Source organism: Gryllotalpicola protaetiae (assembly GCF_003627055.1).
Taxonomy (GTDB): Bacteria; Actinomycetota; Actinomycetes; order Actinomycetales; family Microbacteriaceae; genus Gryllotalpicola; species Gryllotalpicola protaetiae.
Window position 1 is genome coordinate 1,361,385 of the sequence record NZ_CP032624.1, and the last position, 17,054, is coordinate 1,378,438.

Here is a 17,054-nt window from a genome sequence, read left to right on the forward strand (position 1 = left end):
TGCGACACGTATTACGCTTGATACGTAATACAAGGAGGCGACATGCGATTGAACAGCAAGGGCCAGGTGACGATCCCGGCCGCGCTACGGCAGAAGTACGGCTTCCGCGAAGGCGATGAAGTCGACGTGGTCGAGGACGGCGCGACGCTCAGAATCGTTCATCGCGACGCCGACCGCAGCCCGGCCGAGCGAGTGATCGCCCGAATGTGGGGCGCCGCAGGCCCCGGACCGACCACCGACGAGCTGATGGAACTTCTGCGTGGCGAGTGAGTCGACCCTCGTCGACACGAACGTCCTGGTCGACGTGCTCGGCGCAGACCCCCAGTGGGGATTCTGGTCGCGGCGAGCTCTGGAATCGGCGATCGAGCGAGGGCCGCTGGTAATCAATCCGATCATCTATGCCGAGGTGTCCGTTCGCTTCGACTCCATCGAAGGCGTCGAGGCCCAGCTGCCGTCTGACATCTTCATTCGCGAACCCCTGCCGTACTCTGCCGGGTTCCTTGCCGGCAAGGCGTTCGCTCGCTATCGCGAGGGCGGAGGTGCGCGCTCGTCACCGCTACCGGACTTTTTCATCGGCGCTCACGCCGCTGTGAACGGGCACGCGCTGCTCACGCGCGACGCGGCTCGCTACCGCACCTATTTCCCACGGGTGAGGATCATCGCCCCTGATCGCTGAACTGAGACGATGGCACCGTGACCAAAAAGCTCGTACTCGGCGCCTTCGAAGAGTTCACGCCCAGCTTCATCTCGAACGCCTGGCCGCACCCGGCGAGCGACCCCGGCGATTTCGCCTCGCTGGAGTGGTGGCAGCGGTTCGCCCGCGAGATCGAGGCGGGCGGCTTCGACTTCCTGTTCTTCGCCGACGCGCTCGGCTACCCGATGACCACGGGTGCCGACGGACAGATTCGGATTCCTGATGCCGTCGTCCGCGAAGCGGTGCAGTTCCCCGTGCACGACCCGCTGTCGCTGGTGCCGGCGCTCGCGGCATCCGTCGATCGTCTCGGCTTCGTCGTGACCGCCTCGACCACGTCGGAGCAGCCGTATCTGCTCGCGCGCCGTTTCGCGACCCTCGACCACCTGACGTCGGGGCGCATCGGCTGGAACATCGTCACGAGCGACAACCAGCAGGCGCTCGTGAAGCTGCTCGGCCTCGGTGACGTGACCCCGCACGACCGGCGGTACGACCGCGCCGACGAGTTCGTCGACCTCGCCCTGCGACTGTGGGAGGAGGGCTGGGCCGACGACGCGCTCGTCGTCGACAAGGCGTCGCGCACCTTCACCGACCCGGCGAAAGTGCGGCGAATCACGCACGACGGCGAGTTCTTCCGGCTCGACGGGCTGTTCCCCGTGACGCCGTCGCCCCAGCGCACGCCGACGCTCTTCCAGGCGGGCACCTCGCCGCGCGGGCTGGACTTCGCATCGCGGGTGGCCGAGGTGGTGTTCATCCAGGAGCGCGACCTCGAGCGTGCGGCGGCGGTCGTGCGCGGCATCCGCGACCGGTCCGAGGCGCGCGGCCGCGGGCGCGACGGCATCAAGGTGGTGTCGTCGATCTCGGTCGTGTCGGCTCCGGCATCGGACGAGGCCGCCGAGTTGCGCGCGTCGCTCACCGCGGCGCCGAGTCGCGACGCGGTGGCCGCGCTGTTCCTCGGCTGGTCAGGGCTCGACCTGACCGGCCTCGATCCCGAGACGCCGATCGACGGGCTCACGACCGAGGTCGGGCAGACGACGCTGGCCTCCTTCCAGGGGGCGGGGAAGTCGGTGGGACAGGTGCTCGACGAGCTGGCTGCGGGCATCGGCGGTACGAAGGTCACCGGCTCGTTCGACGAAGCGGCGGCCGAGATCGAGCGGATCGCCGAGATCACCGACGTCGACGGATTCCTGATCGAGCACAGCTTCGGCGGCCTGGCCAGCTACCGCGACTTCATGACAGAGGTCATGCCGCGTCTGCGCTCGCGCGGGCTGCTACCGGAATCCTCGCGCGGCGGCACGCTGCGCGAGCGCCTCACCGGCGCCGGTCCGCGGCGAGCGCGGGCCGAGTGAGTCTGGTGCCGCAGCGGGTCGTCACTTTGTCACAGAAAGGACTTGTTCGAACTGACTTTTCGACGACTCGCGCGCGCCCGACCCGGCCGGTCGTCAGTAAGTCACCGAAGTTTGCGCGAGAGGCGAACTTGGTGACGACCGGGTGCCGCGCGCGAGGGCCGTTCAGGCGAGGCCGAGCTTCTCGACCCAGTAGCGCAGGAAGATCGCGCCGGCCTCGTCGTGCACGGCGGCGCCCTCGGTGATCACGGGGTAGGGCTTCTCGAGCACGCCGTCCGACGGCCGCACATCCACATGCGCGGTCTCGTACCCCGACCCGTGCAGGAAGTCGGCCATCTTGTAGTCGCTGCGCGAGTCGCCGACCGAGCGCCAGCGGTGCGGCAGCTCGCCGGCCGCGGCGAAGTACTCGAGGGCGCGCTGCGCGCCACGGTCCTTGTCGAGCAGCACCGACTCGATGTCGGTCGAGATGATCGTCGAGTCGAGCCGGAAGGTCACGCTCCCGTTCACGTCAGGTGCGACCCGCTCGCGGTGATAGACGCCGATGCCGTGGTCGACGAGCACATCGAAAGCGGCACGGTCGAAGTGGCTCTGCGCCTTGAGATAGACGGATGCCTCCACCTCATGGTTCTGCTCGACCGAGATCATCGCCCGCTTGGTCTCGTCGAAGAACATGGTGTCGGCGAAGCGGTCGCGCACCAGCATCCGGATGTCAGAGATCAGCGAATCGGACGGCGCGACCGACTCGTCGACCGTAACCGGCGCCATGCCGCCCGGGGTGATCGCGGCCCAGGCGCCGCCCTTCTCGAAGACGCCGAACATGCGGGCGCCCGGCCGCTGCAGTGCGTCGGCGAGGCCGTGCGCGAGCAGCTTCTGCACGACCTGCTGCTCGATGAACTCGGAGCTGCGGCCCGTGATGAAGGCGACAGGAACGCCCGCGCCGACGAGGGTCACGAGGTCGTCGGCGATGGAGGGGATGGCGATGGATCGGGTGACGGGCGAGGCGATCGGTCCGTCGACGTCGAGGAGAAGTCCGAGATCGGGCACGGTCCATTCTCGCAAGACGCGGGTGGGCGCTTTTCCACAGGGTGAGCGTCACTGCGCCATCGTCACTGCAGTGCTCACTACAGTGCACTGCAGTGAGCACTGCAGTGCGACTGCACTGCGACTGCACTGCGTGTCAGTCATCGTCAGTGATGACCGTCAGTGATCATCAGTGATTCGCGTCACTGAAGTGCAGTCATCCGATCAGTGATGTTGAGTGACGGTGGTCACTGAGGTTCACTGATCGCCGTCAGTTGCCTTCACTGACCGACAAGGGAGTACCGATGGAGACGAGCCAGGGCCCACTCGATGAGGTCGTGGCTCGGTTGCGCCGTGCGGGCACCGACCTCACCCAGGTCGAGGTCAAGGCAGCCGCCTTCGGCGTTCCCCGCAGTCTGTGGCCGACCATCAGCTCGTTCAGTAATCGCGACGGTGGGCTCGTGATCCTCGGACTCGACGAAACGAACGGCTTCGAGCCCGCCGCGGGATTCGATGCGACCAAGGTGCGAGACGCCGTTGCCGAGGCTTTCCGCCCGCGCTCGGCCCGGGACATCCCGGGGCCACTGACGCCGAGCCCGAGTGGTGTCATCGACATCGCAGATGTCGACGGCGCACCTGTCGTCGTCGTGGACGTCGAGGAACTGCCCGCCGATCAGCGCCCGTGCTACGTCACGACCCAGGGCATCGAGAACGGCAGCTATCAGCGGGTGGCAGACGGCGATCGCGTGATGGGGCGGTACGGCGTCTTCCTCCTGCGGGCGGATGCTGCGCAGCCCAACATCGACGTCGATCCCGTTGACGGAGCCACGAGCGATGATCTGGACGGCGAGCTTGTGGCTCAGTTCATCGCGCGACTGCGGCGCGTCCGTCCGCGGGCAGTCGCCGGTCTCACGACGGATCTCGATGTGCTCGAACGACTGCGGGTGGTCTCGGGGGACCACGTCACGCCGACGCTCGCAGGACTGCTTGCGTTCGGCGCGTACCCGCAGCACTTCTTCCCCCAGGCGATGATCACGCTCAACGTCTATGCGGGGCTCACCAAGGACTCGAGCGTTGGCGACGTGCGCATGCTGGACCGAAAGGTGCTCGAGGGGCCGATCCCGATCATGGTCGACGACGCCGTTCGAGCAGTCCTCGCGAACCTGCAGCATCGGCGGGTCAGCCGGGGCGGCGGGGCGGGCGCGGCCGATGAGCCCGAGATTCCGGTGGATGCCTTGCGTGAAGCCATCGTGAACGCGGTCACTCACCGTGACTACAGTGCGATGGCGCTCGGCGATCAGGTTCGGCTCGAGCTCTATCCGGACCGGCTCGAGATCCACAACCCCGGCGGCATCTGGGGTGGTCGCCGGGTCGCCGAACTGTTCGACGGCAGCTCGCGGTCCCGGAACGCCCGACTGGCGACACTGCTCACGGACATCCCGCTGCCGGGCACCGATTACACCGTCTCGGAGAACGCCGGCAGTGGCATCCCTCGCATGACCGGTGCCCTCGGGCGCGCTGGTCTGGCCGCACCGCGATTCGATGCCACGCTGACCGGCATGACGGTGGTGCTCGAGCGGCACGGGCTGCTGTCGCCCGACGTGGACCAATGGCTGGCCGAGGTGGGCGCCGACGGACTCGAGCCCGACCTGCAGCGCGTGCTCGCGCTCGTCCATCGCGAGCTCGACGTCGAGGATCAGCTGCTGCGCGCGTTGCTGGGCATCGACTCGCACGACGCGCAGGACCTGCTGCGTTCACTCGTTGAGGAGGGCTGGCTGCGCTACCCGCCGCGGCCTGGCGAGGCTTACCGGCGCGGCGCGCGGCTGCAGCACGAGGAGGTGCGGGAGGTCGCCCCCGGGGTGTTCAGCTCGCCGCCCCGTGAGCCGGCCGCTCGCGGTGCACTCGACGAGCGCATCATCGCGGCGATCCGGGATGCCGGCGAACTCGGGGTTCAGGACATCGCCGACCGCGCCGGATCGACGGTGAACGGAGTGCGGCAGCGGCTGCGTGTTCTGGTCGATCAGAGAGCTGTCATCGCCACCGCACCACCCCAGTCGAAGAACCGCACGTACCGGCTGGGGTAGGGCGGGCGCACCGGCGCTCGCCGGTAGAATTGCCACGTGACTGACGCCACCGAGACCATTTCTGTTCCTTCCTCCGGTCTCGACACGACCGCCAACGCAGCCGCCACCCCCGAGAAGCAGCAGCCGTACGACGTGCTGGGCCTCAAGCTCGACGAGTACGAGCAGATCAAGGCGATCCTCGGCCGCAGGCCCACCAGCGCCGAGCTCGCGATGTACTCGGTGATGTGGTCTGAGCACTGCTCCTACAAGTCGAGCAAGAAGTACCTGCGCATCTTCGGTCAGAAGGTCAACGACAAGATGCGCGAGAACCTCATGGTCGGCATGGGCCAGAACGCCGGCGTCGTCGACATCGGCGAAGGCTGGGCGGTCACCTTCAAGGTCGAGTCGCACAATCATCCGTCATACATCGAGCCGTTCCAGGGTGCCGCGACCGGCGTCGGCGGCATCGTGCGCGACATCATCTCGATGGGCGCGCGGCCCGTCGCCGTGATGGACCAGCTGCGCTTCGGCAAGATCGGCGACCCCGACACGACCCGCGTCGTGCACGGCGTGGTCGCCGGCATCTCGCACTACGGCAACTGCCTCGGCCTGCCGAACATCGGCGGCGAGACCTACTTCGACCCGGTGTACCAGGGCAACCCGCTCGTCAACGCGCTCGCCGTCGGCGTGCTGCGCCACGAGGACCTGCACCTCGCCAACGCCGAGGGCGTCGGCAACAAGGTCGTCCTCTTCGGCGCGCGCACGGGCGGCGACGGCATCGGGGGCGCCTCGATCCTGGCCTCAGACACCTTCTCGTCCACCGGCCCGACCAAGCGCCCCGCCGTGCAGGTCGGCGACCCGTTCGCCGAGAAGGTGCTCATCGAGTGCTGCCTCGAGCTGTTCAAGGGCGACCTCGTCGACGGCATCCAGGACCTCGGCGCCGCCGGCATCTCGTGCGCCACCTCCGAGCTGGCGTCCAACGGCGACGGCGGCATGTTCGTCGAGCTCGACTCCGTGCTGCTGCGCGACCCCACGCTCACGGCCGAAGAGATCCTGATGAGCGAGTCCCAGGAGCGCATGATGGCCGTCGTACACCCCGACAAGCTCGAGGCCTTCGACGCGGTGCTCGCGAAGTGGGACGTCGAGTACTCGGTGCTCGGCGAGGTCACCGACACCGGTCGTCTCGTCATCCAGTGGCGCGGCGAGGAGATCGTGAACGTCGACCCGCGCACGGTCGCGATCGACGGCCCGGTTTACGACCGGCCCGTCGCGCGCCCCGAATGGCTCGATGCGCTGCAGGCGGATTCCGCGGCTCTGCTGCCCCGGGCCGACGCGTCGACCGACGAGGGCAAGGGCCAGCTGCGCGAGCAGTTCCTCGCGCTCGCGGGAAGCCCGAACCTCGCCGACAAGAGCTGGGTCACCGACCAGTACGACTACTACGTCGGCGGCAACACGGCGCTTGCCTTCCCAGAGGACGCGGGCATGATCCGCGTCGACGAGGAATCCGGCCTCGGCTTCGCGATCGCGACCGACGCGAACGGCCGCTACTGCCAGCTCGACCCGTTCCAGGGTGCCAAGCTCGCGCTCGCCGAGGCGTACCGCAACGTCGCCGTTTCCGGAGCCGTGCCGATGGCGGTCACCGACTGCCTGAACTTCGGCTCGCCGGAGAACCCCGAGGTCATGTGGCAGTTCTCGCAGGCCGTCGAAGGCTTGAGCGACGGATGCCTCGAGCTCGAGATCCCCGTCACGGGCGGCAACGTCTCGTTCTACAACCAGACCGGAACGACCCCGATCTTCCCAACGCCGGTCGTCGGCGTGCTCGGCGTGATCGACGACGTCGCCCGCCGCATCCCCTCCGGCTGGCAGGACCCGGGCGAGAACATCTACCTGCTCGGCACGACGTCTCTTGAGCTGGACGGCTCGGCCTGGGCCGGCACGGTGTTCGGCCACCTCGGCGGCCGCCCGCCGGCCGTCGACCTGGGGCGTGAGCGCCAGCTCGCCGAGCTGCTGCACGCGGCGGCGGTCGAGGGCTTCGTCACCTCGGCGCACGACCTCGCCGACGGCGGCCTCGCGCAGGCGCTGGCCGAGTCGGTGCTGCGTTTCGGCATCGGTGCTCGCGTTGTGCTCGACGAGATCATCGAGCGGGACGGGGTGGATGCCACCACCGCGCTGTTCTCCGAGTCGACCGCCCGCGTGATCGTCTCGGTGCCCCGCGAGGACGACGTGCAGTTCCGCGGGCTGTGCGAGGGCCGCGGATTCCCCGTCGCCCGCATCGGCGTGACGGATGCCGTCGACGGCGAGGTTCCTGCCCTCGAGGTGCAGGGGCTGTTCACGGTCGGGCTCGAAGAGCTCGCCTCAGCGCATCGGGCGACCCTGCCCGAGCACTTCGGCCCGGTCGTCGGTGCCGGCTCGGCGAGCGCCTACTACGTCGCCCCTGAGGAGCGCACCCACCGCACCCCGCGCCACCTGGCGGAGTAGCGCGCTTCGCGTGCGCGGGTGAAAGCGCGCTTCCGCGGGTGAAGCATGACCCGCGGAAGCGACGTTTCACCCGCGCACCTGACGCCCGCTCGAGAAGACGAGCGGGCGTCAGTTTCTTAATGCGGCCGTAACGAACCGCGCGGGCCGCGGAAACACGGGCTCCATACCGTATCCACGACTGTATACAGACCTGTGTGCAGAGTTCGGATCGACCCCCACGATCGGAGCCACACCATGCACGTCCCCTCCCCTCCGCTGCTGGAGGTGCGCGAGCTCGTCAAGATCTTCGGCCCGGTACGAGCCAACGACGGGATCTCGTTCTCGGTGCGCCCGGGCGAAGTCCACGCCCTGCTCGGCGAGAACGGCGCGGGCAAGAGCACGCTCGTCAAGTCGCTCTACGGCGTGCACCAGCCCGATTCCGGCGAGATCGTCATCGACGGCGCGGCCGTCGAACTCCCGTCGCCGGCGGCCGCCCGTCAACGCGGCATCGGCATGGTCTTCCAGGACATGCGCCTCATCCCCGCTCTGCCCGTCTGGCAGAACATCGCGCTGCACCTGACCGACACCCCGTGGGTCATGCGGCCGAAAACGCTCAAAGCGCGCATCGCCGAGCTCTCGCAGCGCTACGGCCTGGCCGTGCACCCCGACGCGCTCGTCGAGCACCTGTCCATCGGCGAGTGGCAGCGCGTCGAGCTCGTCAAGGTGCTGCTCGGCGGCCTACGGCTGCTGATCCTCGACGAGCCGACCAGCGTGCTCACCCCGCAAGAGGTCGGCGGACTGTTCGAGGTCGTCGACCGCCTCCGGGCCGACGGCGCCGCGATCGTGATCATCACGCACAAGCTGCGCGAGGTGCGCCAGATCGCCGACCGCGTCACCGTGCTGCGCGGCGGTCGCACGGTGCTCAGCGACGCGGAGCCCGCGCAGCTCACCGACGAACAGCTCATCACCGCGATGGTCGGCGAGCCGGTGGCCGCGCTTGAGCGGCGATCGACGGATGCTTCGGATGCAGCGTCCCCCGACCCCGCCATCGTCCGCCTCGAGAACGTGAGCATCCGCCGCCCCGACGGCGCGCTCGGCCTCGACGGGGTCTCGCTCGAGGTGTTCCCCGGCCAGATCCTCGGGGTCGCCGGCGTCGCCGGCAGCGGGCAGGACGAACTGAGCGAGACGATCCTCGGCCTGCGCCAACCCGTCGCGGGAACCGTGGCGCTCGACGGCGCAGAGCTCGCGCTGCCCGCCGTGCGCCAGGCACGCCAGGCCGGAATCGTGGCGGTCGCGTCCGACCCCGTGCAGGATTTCGTGATCCCGGGGATGTCGGTGGCTGAGCACGCCGCGCTCTGGTTCGCGGAAGGGCGGTTCCGCTTCGACACGCGACGCGCCGACACGCAGCTGCGCACCCGCAACGGCACGGCCCAGTTGCGCGCGGTCGCCGGCAACCGGCGGATGGACCGCCTCTCGGGCGGCAACATCCAGCGCGTGCTGCTGACGCTCGCGCTCACCTCGACGTGCCGCGTGCTCGTCGCGTCGTATCCGACGCGCGGCCTCGACATCCTCACCACGGAGCGCACGCGCACCCTCATCAAGGAGCTGTGCGACGCGGGCGTCGCCGTCGTGCTGGTCTCCGAGGATCTCGATGAGCTGCTCACCCTGAGCGACCGCATCGCGGTGCTCTCGGGCGGCGAGCTCACCGGCGTCGTGCCTGCTGCCACGGCCGACCGGCAGCGCCTCGGCGAGCTGATGGCGGGCGGGGTGGCGGCATGAGCGAGCAGCTTCCCCAGGTGGTCACCCCCGTCGCCGCCCAGCCGCGACTGCGCATGCCCGCCTGGCTCTCATGGCGTCGACTCGCGATCGTCGTCGGCGCCTACCTCGCCTGCGTCGTCGTGTTCGCCGCCTTCGCCGCCTGGCAGGGCGCCGACCCCGGCACGCTGCTGCCGGCGATGCTGCAGTCGACCGTGCTGAACCCGACGGCGCTCACCCAGACGCTGCTGCGCGCCGTGCCGATCGGCTTCGCCGCCCTCGCGGCCGTGGTGCCCGCGCGCGCCGGCCTCGTCAACGTCGGCGCAGAGGGCCAGCTCATCATGGGCGCCGTCGCGGCGACCGGCGTCGGGCTCGCCGTCGGCACCCACGTGCCCGGTCCGCTCGCGCTCATCGCGACCGTCGCGGCCGGCGGCGTTGCGGGCGCGGTCTGGGCCGGCATCTCCGCCGTCTTCCGGATCTGGTTCCGCGCCGCGGAATCCGTCACGAGCCTGCTGCTCAACTTCGTCGCGAGCGACGTGATGCTGTTCCTGATCTACGAGCCGTGGAAGGACCCGGCGGGCTCCGGCCAGCCGCAGAGCCGCCCGCTTCCCGGCGATGTCCGGCTCGGCGACCTCACCTCCACCGGCCTCAACGCGAGCGTCATCGTGCTCGCGCTCGCCGCCGTCGGCGTGTGGCTGCTGCTGCGCCGCACCGGCTGGGGCTTCGCGCTGCGGGTCATCGGCGGCAACCCGGAGGCCGCACGCCGCAGCGCGCTGCCGAGCTGGAGCCTGCTGCTGTCGGCGATGCTCGTCGGCGGGCTGCTCGCGGGGCTCGGCGGCGCACTCAACCTGATCGGCGTCGAGGGTCAGCTGCGGCCCGGCATCACCACGACATTCGGGTATGTGGGATTCCTGGCCGCATTCCTCGGCCGCAACGACGCGATCCGCGCGACGCTCGCCGCCCTGCTGTTCGCCGCGATCGCCCTGAGCGGCAACGGCCTGCAGCTCGTCGCCGGACTGGACGGCAACATCGTCAACGTCCTGCTCGGCTCCATCGTCCTGACCATGCTGCTCGTCGGCCGCACCCAGGGAGAGCGACTGTGAACATCGTCGGCGAAACCCTCGCCACCGCCATCCCCGGCAGCGTCGCGCTGCTGTATCCCTCCCTCGGCGAGCTCATCTCGGAGCGCACCGGCGTCACCAACCTCGGTACAGAGGGCTCGATGCTCTCGGGCGCGCTGGCCGGCATCGCCGTCACCCTCGCGACCGGCAACCCCGTGCTCGGCGTACTGGCGGCGGCGGTCGCCGGCGCGGCCTGCGCCGCGGTGCACGCCCTCGCGGTCGTGCTGCGCGGCGCCAACCAGCTCGCGAGCGGCCTCGTCATCTGGTTCCTCGCGCTCGGGGTGACGTCCGTGCTCGGCTCGCCGCTCAACGGGAAGATCGTCGACCCGCTGCCGGCACTGCGGATTCCGGTGCTGGCATCCATCCCCGGCATCGGGCCGGCCCTGTTCGATCAGAACGCCCTCGTCTACGCCGCCTATCTGCTCGCGCCGGCGATATGGCTGTTCCTCACCTACACCCGTACGGGGCTCGCGCTGCGCGCCACGGGCGAGCGGCCGGCCGTCGTCTTCGCGGGCGGCCACAACCCGACGGCTCTGCGCTTCTCCGCCACGACCGTCGGCGGCGCGCTCGCGGGGCTCGGCGGCGCCCAGCTCGCCCTCGGCATCGTCGGCAACTGGGCGAACGGCATGACCAACGGTTACGGCTTCGTCGCGGTCGCGGTCGTCATCTTCGCACGGTGGACGCCCCTCGGCGTCGTGGCGGGGTCGTATCTCTTCGGAGTCGCGCTGGCCCTGGCATCCGTCATTCAAGCCAATGGCATCGGGGTCAACCAATACCTGCTCGACTCGCTGCCCTACGCCGTCACCATCATCGTCCTCGTCCTGGTCAGCCGCTTCGGCCGCAGCAATGCGCCGGAATCGCAGCGCGATGCGCTGAGCGAAACGGTCTGACCGCCGGGCCTGCGCCCAACCCCCACCCTGTTCTGCACCACCCCACAGCACAGAAAGAGAAGCTATGCGCACATCAGCACGAGCCGCCGCCGCGATCGTCGCGGCCGCCGCGGTCGTCCTGCTCGCGGCCTGCAGCGGCAGTTCAGCCGCGTCGACCGGAGCGAGCAAGAAGGCGACGACGGTCGGCTTCATCATGGTCGGATCCACCGACGACGCCGGATACAACGAGGCTGTCGAAGATGGTGCCAAGGCGGTTGAAAAGGACCTTGGCACCAGCGTCAAAGTGATCACCGCAGACAACATCCCCGAGAACGACTCAGTGACTCAGACGATGCAGGCGATGGCGAACCAAGGCGCGAAGATCATCTTCGCGACCAGCTACGGCTATTACAAGTACGCGCTGGAGTTCGCCAAGGCGCACCCCGACATCACGGTGCTGCACCAGGGCGGATTCCTCGACGGAACCTTCCCGAAGAACTTCGGAACCTACTGGGGCGAGGCCTACGACCCGGTCGGCCTCGGCGGCATGGCGGCGGGCGCCGTGACGAAGTCGGACAAGCTCGGCTTCATCTACGCGTTCCCGATCGCGCAGTCGATCGCGAACATCGACGCCTTCGAACTCGGCGCGCAGAAGGTGAACCCGAACGCGCAGACCTACGTCGTGAACACCTCGAACTGGTGCGACCCGCTCAAGCAGAAGCAGGCGGTCACCGCCCTGCTGAACCAGGGCGTCGACGTGTTCAGCCAGCACCAGGACTGCCAGTCGACCGTCATCCAGGCCGTGAAGTCGGCCGGAAAGAAGATCGTCGGCTACCACTACGACGCGAAGAGCCTCGACCCCGACGGCTGGCTCACGGGCTCGGCGTGGAAGTGGGCGCCGGTCTACGAGGCGATCATCAAGTCCGTCGAAGGCGGCACTTTCACCGGCAGCAAGTACAACGCGAACTGGACCGGCACCTTCGCCGACGGCAACAACCCTCTGCAGCTCGCCTCGTTCGGCTCGTCGGTGCCCGCCGACGTGCAGTCCAAGATCCTCGCCGAGAAGGACGCCCTGTCGAAGCCGGGCAGCTCGATCTTCGAGGGCCCGATCTACTGTCAGGACGGCACCGTGCTGGTCCCCGCCGGCAAGACCGCGACGTACGCCGACACGAACAGCTTCAGCTGCCTCGTGAAGGGCGTCGTCGGAACGCTGCCGAAGAGCTGACACCCGCCCGCAGGAAGGGAGCACGCAGATGAGCGCACCGCTCGCCGCGGGTCGCATCGGGACCGTCGGGACCGTCGGGAACGCCGGTACCGTCGCAGGAACACGGCCGTATCCCTGGCCGTGGGACGGCGCGGTCGACCTGGACGCCCTGGCGCTGCTCGTGCTGCGTGCTCCCCTCCGCCCCGACGACCCCGCGCCCGAGGCGCTCGCCGCCGCCCGCGAACACCTCGGGTGTCTCGAGGACGCCGCCGACCGCCTCGGCATCGTGCGCTACTCGGTCGCGACGCGCTCGCCGCGCCACCCGACGCCCGCACCGGATGCCGACATCGTCGCGCAAGGCTGGAGCGGATTCTTCGGCTCGGGCCTCGACGCCGTGCTGCGCCGCCGCGGCGTGACCCACCTCGTGCTCGCCGGCGCCTGGCTCGAGACCGGCGTGCACTCGACCATGCGCACGGCGAACGACATGGGCTACGAGTGCCTGCTCGTCGAGGACGCGTGCAGCGCCCTCGAGCCCGAACTGACCGCGAACTCACTGTCCTCGATCCATATGTCCGGCGGCATCTTCGGCGCCACCGGACTCACCGACGCCGTCGTGGCCGCGCTCGACGCGGCGCGCGACTGACCGCACCCACCACCGGGAGGAATCCGTGACCGATCTCGACACCACCGCTGTCGGCCTGAGCTTCGGCCAGGTCGACGCCCAGCCGTACACCTGGCCGTACGACGGCGGCTTCGACGCCGCGCACACCGCCCTCATCAACATCGACTGGCAGGTCGACTTCTGCGGTCCGGGCGGGTACGTCGACGCGATGGGGTACGACCTCTCGCTCACCCGTGCCGGGCTCGAGCCGACCGCGGCCGTGCTCGCCGCCGCGCGCGACGCCGGGCTCATGGTGATCCACACCCGCGAGGGGCACCGCCCCGATCTGTCCGACCTGCCGGCGAACAAGAAATGGCGCTCGGCGCGCATCGGCGCGGAGATCGGATCGCTCGGCCCGTGCGGGCGGATTCTGACGCGCGGCGAGCCCGGCTGGGAGATCGTTCCGGAGGTGGCGCCCATCGCCGGCGAGTACGTGATCGACAAGCCCGGCAAGGGCGCGTTCTACGCGACCGACCTCGACCTGCTGCTGCGCAACCACGGCATCACGCACATCATCCTCACCGGCATCACGACCGACGTGTGCGTGCACACGACGATGCGCGACGCGAACGACCGCGGCTACGAGTGCCTGCTGCTCACGGACTGCACAGGGGCGACGGATTTCGGCAACTACCGGGCCGCGCTCAAGATGGTGACCATGCAGGGCGGCGTCTTCGGAGCCATCGCACCGTCCGCAGCACTACTGGCGGCGCTCGGCGCATGACCATCGTCCTGATCCACGGCGCCGCGACGCGCGCCGACGTGTGGAATCCGCTCGTCGCCGCACTCGGCGATCTCGACCGGGTGATCGTGCCGCAGCGAGACTACTCGGGCGACTGGGGGCACGAGCTCGGAGCGCTCGAGCCGCTGTGCGCGGGGGCGCTCGTCGTCGGTGTGAGCGGCGGGGCGACGCTCGGGCTCGAGCTGGCTCTGCGCGGGGTGCCCTTGCGCGGCGCCGTGCTGCACGAGCCCGCCGCGGGGTCCTATGCGCCGGCACTCCTCGACCACGTCGCGGCCGCCTGGCGCGAGAACGGGGTCGACGGCTTCGGCTCGGCGCTCTATGGCCCGGCATGGAGCCGGAAGCTGTCGCCGTCCGCGAGCGCCGTCGCCCGCGACTTCGCCATGTTCCGGCGCTTCGAGCCGTACGCTCCGTCCACCCCTCTGACGCACGTGCTGCTCACCTCGGGCGAGCGCTCGCCCGAGTCGCGCCACATGTCGGTGCAGGCGCTCAGCCGCCTCACCGGCGCGCGCACCACTCTTGTGCCCGGCGCGAGTCACGCCGTGCACCTGGAGGCGGGCGCCGCGCTGGCATCCCTCGTCCGCTCCGAACACAGCAGAAGCCCGACACCCGCCCTGCGCTCGTAGTGTCACCAGAGACCGACCGACCGATAGCAGAAAGGCCCGCCACCCATGGCGACCAACAACTCCACCGTCGAGACCGACCGCCGATCCGCAGCGTCGCGGAGCGCACTCGTCTATCAGCAGTTGCGCGCGCTGCTCATGGACGGCTCGGTCGCCCCGACCGAGCGCCTCACCGAAGAGGCGCTCGCCGACCGGTTCGAGGTCTCGCGCACGCCGGTGCGCGAGGCGCTGTCGCGGCTGCAGACCGACGGACTGATCGAGCGCCGCGACGGTGGCCTGTACCTGCTCATCCCGAGCTTCGACACGCTCGCCGAGCTCTACGAGCTGCGCATCACACTCGAGCTGCGCGGAATCCAGCGGGCGATCGACGACCGCACTCTGCGGCACGACCGCACCGTGCTCGATGCGGAACTGGCCAAGTGGTACGGGCTGCGCACCGCGCTGCCCGCACCTGACGCAGGATTCGTCAACACCGATGAAGCGTTCCACCAGACCCTGCTGCGGTCGTCGGGCAACGAGGCCCTCGTCGACGCGCTGCGCAACGTGAACCGGCGCATCCGGCCGATCCGCATGTACGACTACCTGACCGAGGACCGCATCGACGCGACGATCGCCGAGCACATCGCGATCGCCGAATTCGTGCGCGACGACGACCTGAGCGCGGCGCTCGCCGCCCTGCGCGAGCACGTCGAGGAGTCGCGGCAGGTGGTCATGGAGCGCGCGGCCGCAGCCCTGCCGTTCACCCGCCGCCCGGGAATCCGGAGCAGGCCGTGAGCGGCGCCGCGGTCGCGCGCGTCGTGGGGGCGTACGGCCGCATCGCCGAGACCGACCGTTCAGAAGCATGGATCCACCTGCGCCCGAAGGCCGACGTCGAGCGCGAGGCCGCGGCGATCGACGCGCGCGTCGATGCGGGCGAGCGGCTTCCGCTCGCCGGCACCGTGTTCGCGGTGAAAGACAACATCGACGTGGCTGGCCTGCCGACCACCGCCGCATGCGCGCCGTTCGCCTACACCCCGACGCAATCGTCGCCGGCGGTCGCGCGGCTCGTCGCCGCGGGGGCCCTGGTGCTCGGCAAGACCAACCTCGACCAGTTCGCCACGGGCCTCGTCGGCACGCGCAGCCCATTCGGCGCCGTACGTGGAGCGCTGCTGCCCGAGCGCATCTCGGGCGGCTCGTCGTCGGGCTCAGCCGTCGTCGTCGCGCTCGGCATCGCCGATTTCGCGCTCGGCACGGACACGGCGGGCTCTGGCCGCGTACCCGCCATGTTCAACGGCATCGTCGGCGTGAAGCCCACGGTCGGCCTCATTCCCACCCTCGGCGTCGTCGCCGCCTGCCGCTCGTACGACTGCGTCTCGGTGTTCGCACCGACGCTCGCCGCTGCGCAGCTGCCCCTGCGCACGATCATCGGACCGGACTCCGCGGACCATCGCGGGCGCGTCTGGCCCCTCGACGTGCCGCTCGCGGCGCCTGCCGCGCCTGTGATCGCCGTTCCCGACGATGCGGGGCTCGCGCCCGTGAGTGCGGATGCCCGAGCCGCGTTCACCGCGGCGGTGCGCCGCCTCGGTCAGGCCGGGGCGACCATCACCGCCGTCGACATCTCGCCTCTGCTGGACGCGGCCAGGCTGCTGTACGAGGGCGCGCTCGTCGCCGAGCGCTACGAGGCGTTCGGCGCGTTCCTCGAGGAGCACCCTGAGGCCGCCGATCCGAGCGTGCTGTCGATCGTGCGGAGCGCACGCGAGGTCGCCGGCGCCGACGTCATCCGCGACCAGGACCGTGTGCTCGCCTACCGCCGGGTCGCGGCCCGGCTGTTCGACGGCGTCGACGCACTGCTTGTGCCGACGACGACGGACCACCCCGACTTCGCCGAGGTCGCCGCAGACCCGATCGGCGTGAACAGCCGACTCGGCACCTACACGAACTTCGTGAACCTGCTCGACCTCTGCGCCGTCAGTGTTCCCGCGGGCGAGGCGGACGGCGGCCCCTTCGGGGTCACCGTGATCGCTCCCGCCTTCCATGACCAGCCCGCCGTCGACATCGCCAGCCACCTCCTGGGCTCGCCTGGTGCCGGCGACGGGCCGGCTCTTCCCGCCGGCATCCCGCTCGTCGTGTTCGGCGCGCACCTGCGCGGGCTGCCGCTCAACGGCCAGCTGACCGCGCTCGGCGCGCGTTTCGTACGCGAGGTGCGCACCGCGCCGCGGTATCGGATGCACGTGCTGCCCGGCGACCCCGCACGGCCCGCGGTGCGCCTCGCGGGCGACAGCGAGCTCGGGGTCGCTCTCGCGGGCGAGGAGTGGCTGCTGTCGCCGGCCGCGCTCGGCCGCCTGACCGCGTCGCTGGCCTGGCCGATGATGCTCGGGCCCGTCGAGCTCGCCGATGGCACACGCGCGACCGGCTTCGGCGCGAGCGAGGCTCTGGGACCCGACGTCAGCGAGCACGGCGGCTGGCGCGCCTATCTCGCCGCGAGCCGGGAGCTGGTGCCGTGATCTCACGGTAGACCATGTGCTA

General features: G+C 70.0%; 15 protein-coding genes. 14 read left to right on the forward strand and 1 reads right to left on the reverse strand.

Annotated features, from left to right (window positions below; translation table 11 throughout):
* Positions 1–42: 42 nt before the first annotated feature.
* From D7I44_RS06665 to D7I44_RS06675, 3 genes are read left to right on the forward strand one after another with little or no spacing between them, the layout of a single operon-like run.
* The gene (locus tag D7I44_RS06665) at positions 43–270 is read left to right on the forward strand and encodes an AbrB/MazE/SpoVT family DNA-binding domain-containing protein (RefSeq protein ID WP_120788772.1); all 228 of its coding nucleotides are present in this window, start codon (positions 43–45) and stop codon (positions 268–270) included.
* Complete coding sequence (locus D7I44_RS06670) at positions 260–676, forward strand: type II toxin-antitoxin system VapC family toxin (RefSeq protein ID WP_120788773.1); 417 nt, start codon at positions 260–262, stop codon at positions 674–676. The genes D7I44_RS06665 and D7I44_RS06670 overlap by 11 nt, the downstream gene beginning before the upstream one ends.
* A gap of 17 nt (positions 677–693) precedes the next feature.
* The gene (locus D7I44_RS06675; RefSeq protein WP_120788774.1) at positions 694–2,040 is read left to right on the forward strand and encodes an NtaA/DmoA family FMN-dependent monooxygenase; all 1,347 of its coding nucleotides are present in this window, start codon (positions 694–696) and stop codon (positions 2,038–2,040) included.
* 162 nt (positions 2,041–2,202) lie between these two features.
* Here D7I44_RS06675 and D7I44_RS06680 read toward each other — a convergent pair whose 3' ends face one another.
* Positions 2,203–3,081, reverse strand: coding sequence for a hypothetical protein (locus tag D7I44_RS06680; RefSeq protein ID WP_120788775.1), 879 nt, complete (start codon positions 3,079–3,081; stop codon positions 2,203–2,205).
* A gap of 281 nt (positions 3,082–3,362) precedes the next feature.
* Here D7I44_RS06680 and D7I44_RS06685 point away from each other — a divergent pair, with 281 nt between their 5' ends.
* The 11 genes from D7I44_RS06685 (at position 3,363) to atzF (ending at position 17,032) form a co-directional block, all read left to right on the forward strand.
* Positions 3,363–5,141, forward strand: a complete 1,779-nt coding sequence (locus D7I44_RS06685; RefSeq protein WP_120788776.1) for an ATP-binding protein — start codon at positions 3,363–3,365, stop codon at positions 5,139–5,141.
* A gap of 36 nt (positions 5,142–5,177) precedes the next feature.
* Positions 5,178–7,598, forward strand: a complete 2,421-nt coding sequence (gene purL / locus D7I44_RS06690; protein WP_425459323.1) for a phosphoribosylformylglycinamidine synthase subunit PurL — start codon at positions 5,178–5,180, stop codon at positions 7,596–7,598.
* A 234-nt stretch (positions 7,599–7,832) separates the two neighbouring features.
* Positions 7,833–9,356, forward strand: coding sequence for an ABC transporter ATP-binding protein (locus D7I44_RS06695; RefSeq protein WP_120788777.1), 1,524 nt, complete (start codon positions 7,833–7,835; stop codon positions 9,354–9,356).
* Positions 9,353–10,435, forward strand: coding sequence for an ABC transporter permease (locus D7I44_RS06700; RefSeq protein ID WP_120788778.1), 1,083 nt, complete (start codon positions 9,353–9,355; stop codon positions 10,433–10,435). The genes D7I44_RS06695 and D7I44_RS06700 overlap by 4 nt, the downstream gene beginning before the upstream one ends.
* Positions 10,432–11,343 carry an ABC transporter permease gene (locus D7I44_RS06705; RefSeq protein ID WP_120788779.1) on the forward strand — a complete coding sequence of 304 codons (912 nt, stop codon included), beginning with the start codon at positions 10,432–10,434 and terminating at the stop codon, positions 11,341–11,343. Before D7I44_RS06700 ends, D7I44_RS06705 begins: the two co-directional genes overlap by 4 nt.
* A gap of 64 nt (positions 11,344–11,407) precedes the next feature.
* Positions 11,408–12,547: a BMP family ABC transporter substrate-binding protein gene (locus D7I44_RS06710; protein ID WP_120788780.1), complete on the forward strand. Its 1,140-nt coding sequence runs from the start codon at positions 11,408–11,410 to the stop codon at positions 12,545–12,547.
* A gap of 28 nt (positions 12,548–12,575) precedes the next feature.
* Positions 12,576–13,169, forward strand: coding sequence for a cysteine hydrolase family protein (locus D7I44_RS06715; protein ID WP_120788781.1), 594 nt, complete (start codon positions 12,576–12,578; stop codon positions 13,167–13,169).
* 25 nt (positions 13,170–13,194) lie between these two features.
* Positions 13,195–13,911 carry a biuret amidohydrolase gene (gene biuH, locus D7I44_RS06720; RefSeq protein ID WP_220093842.1) on the forward strand — a complete coding sequence of 239 codons (717 nt, stop codon included), beginning with the start codon at positions 13,195–13,197 and terminating at the stop codon, positions 13,909–13,911.
* Positions 13,908–14,552 (forward strand): alpha/beta fold hydrolase, encoded by a 645-nt coding sequence (locus D7I44_RS06725; protein ID WP_120788782.1) that lies wholly within the window; start codon positions 13,908–13,910, stop codon positions 14,550–14,552. Before biuH ends, D7I44_RS06725 begins: the two co-directional genes overlap by 4 nt.
* A 45-nt stretch (positions 14,553–14,597) precedes the next feature.
* Positions 14,598–15,323 (forward strand): GntR family transcriptional regulator, encoded by a 726-nt coding sequence (locus D7I44_RS06730; protein ID WP_120788783.1) that lies wholly within the window; start codon positions 14,598–14,600, stop codon positions 15,321–15,323.
* A complete protein-coding gene (gene atzF / locus D7I44_RS06735) occupies positions 15,320–17,032 on the forward strand; it encodes an allophanate hydrolase (protein ID WP_120788784.1) in 1,713 nt (570 codons plus the stop codon). Before D7I44_RS06730 ends, atzF begins: the two co-directional genes overlap by 4 nt.
* The last annotated feature ends 22 nt before the right edge of the window (positions 17,033–17,054 follow it).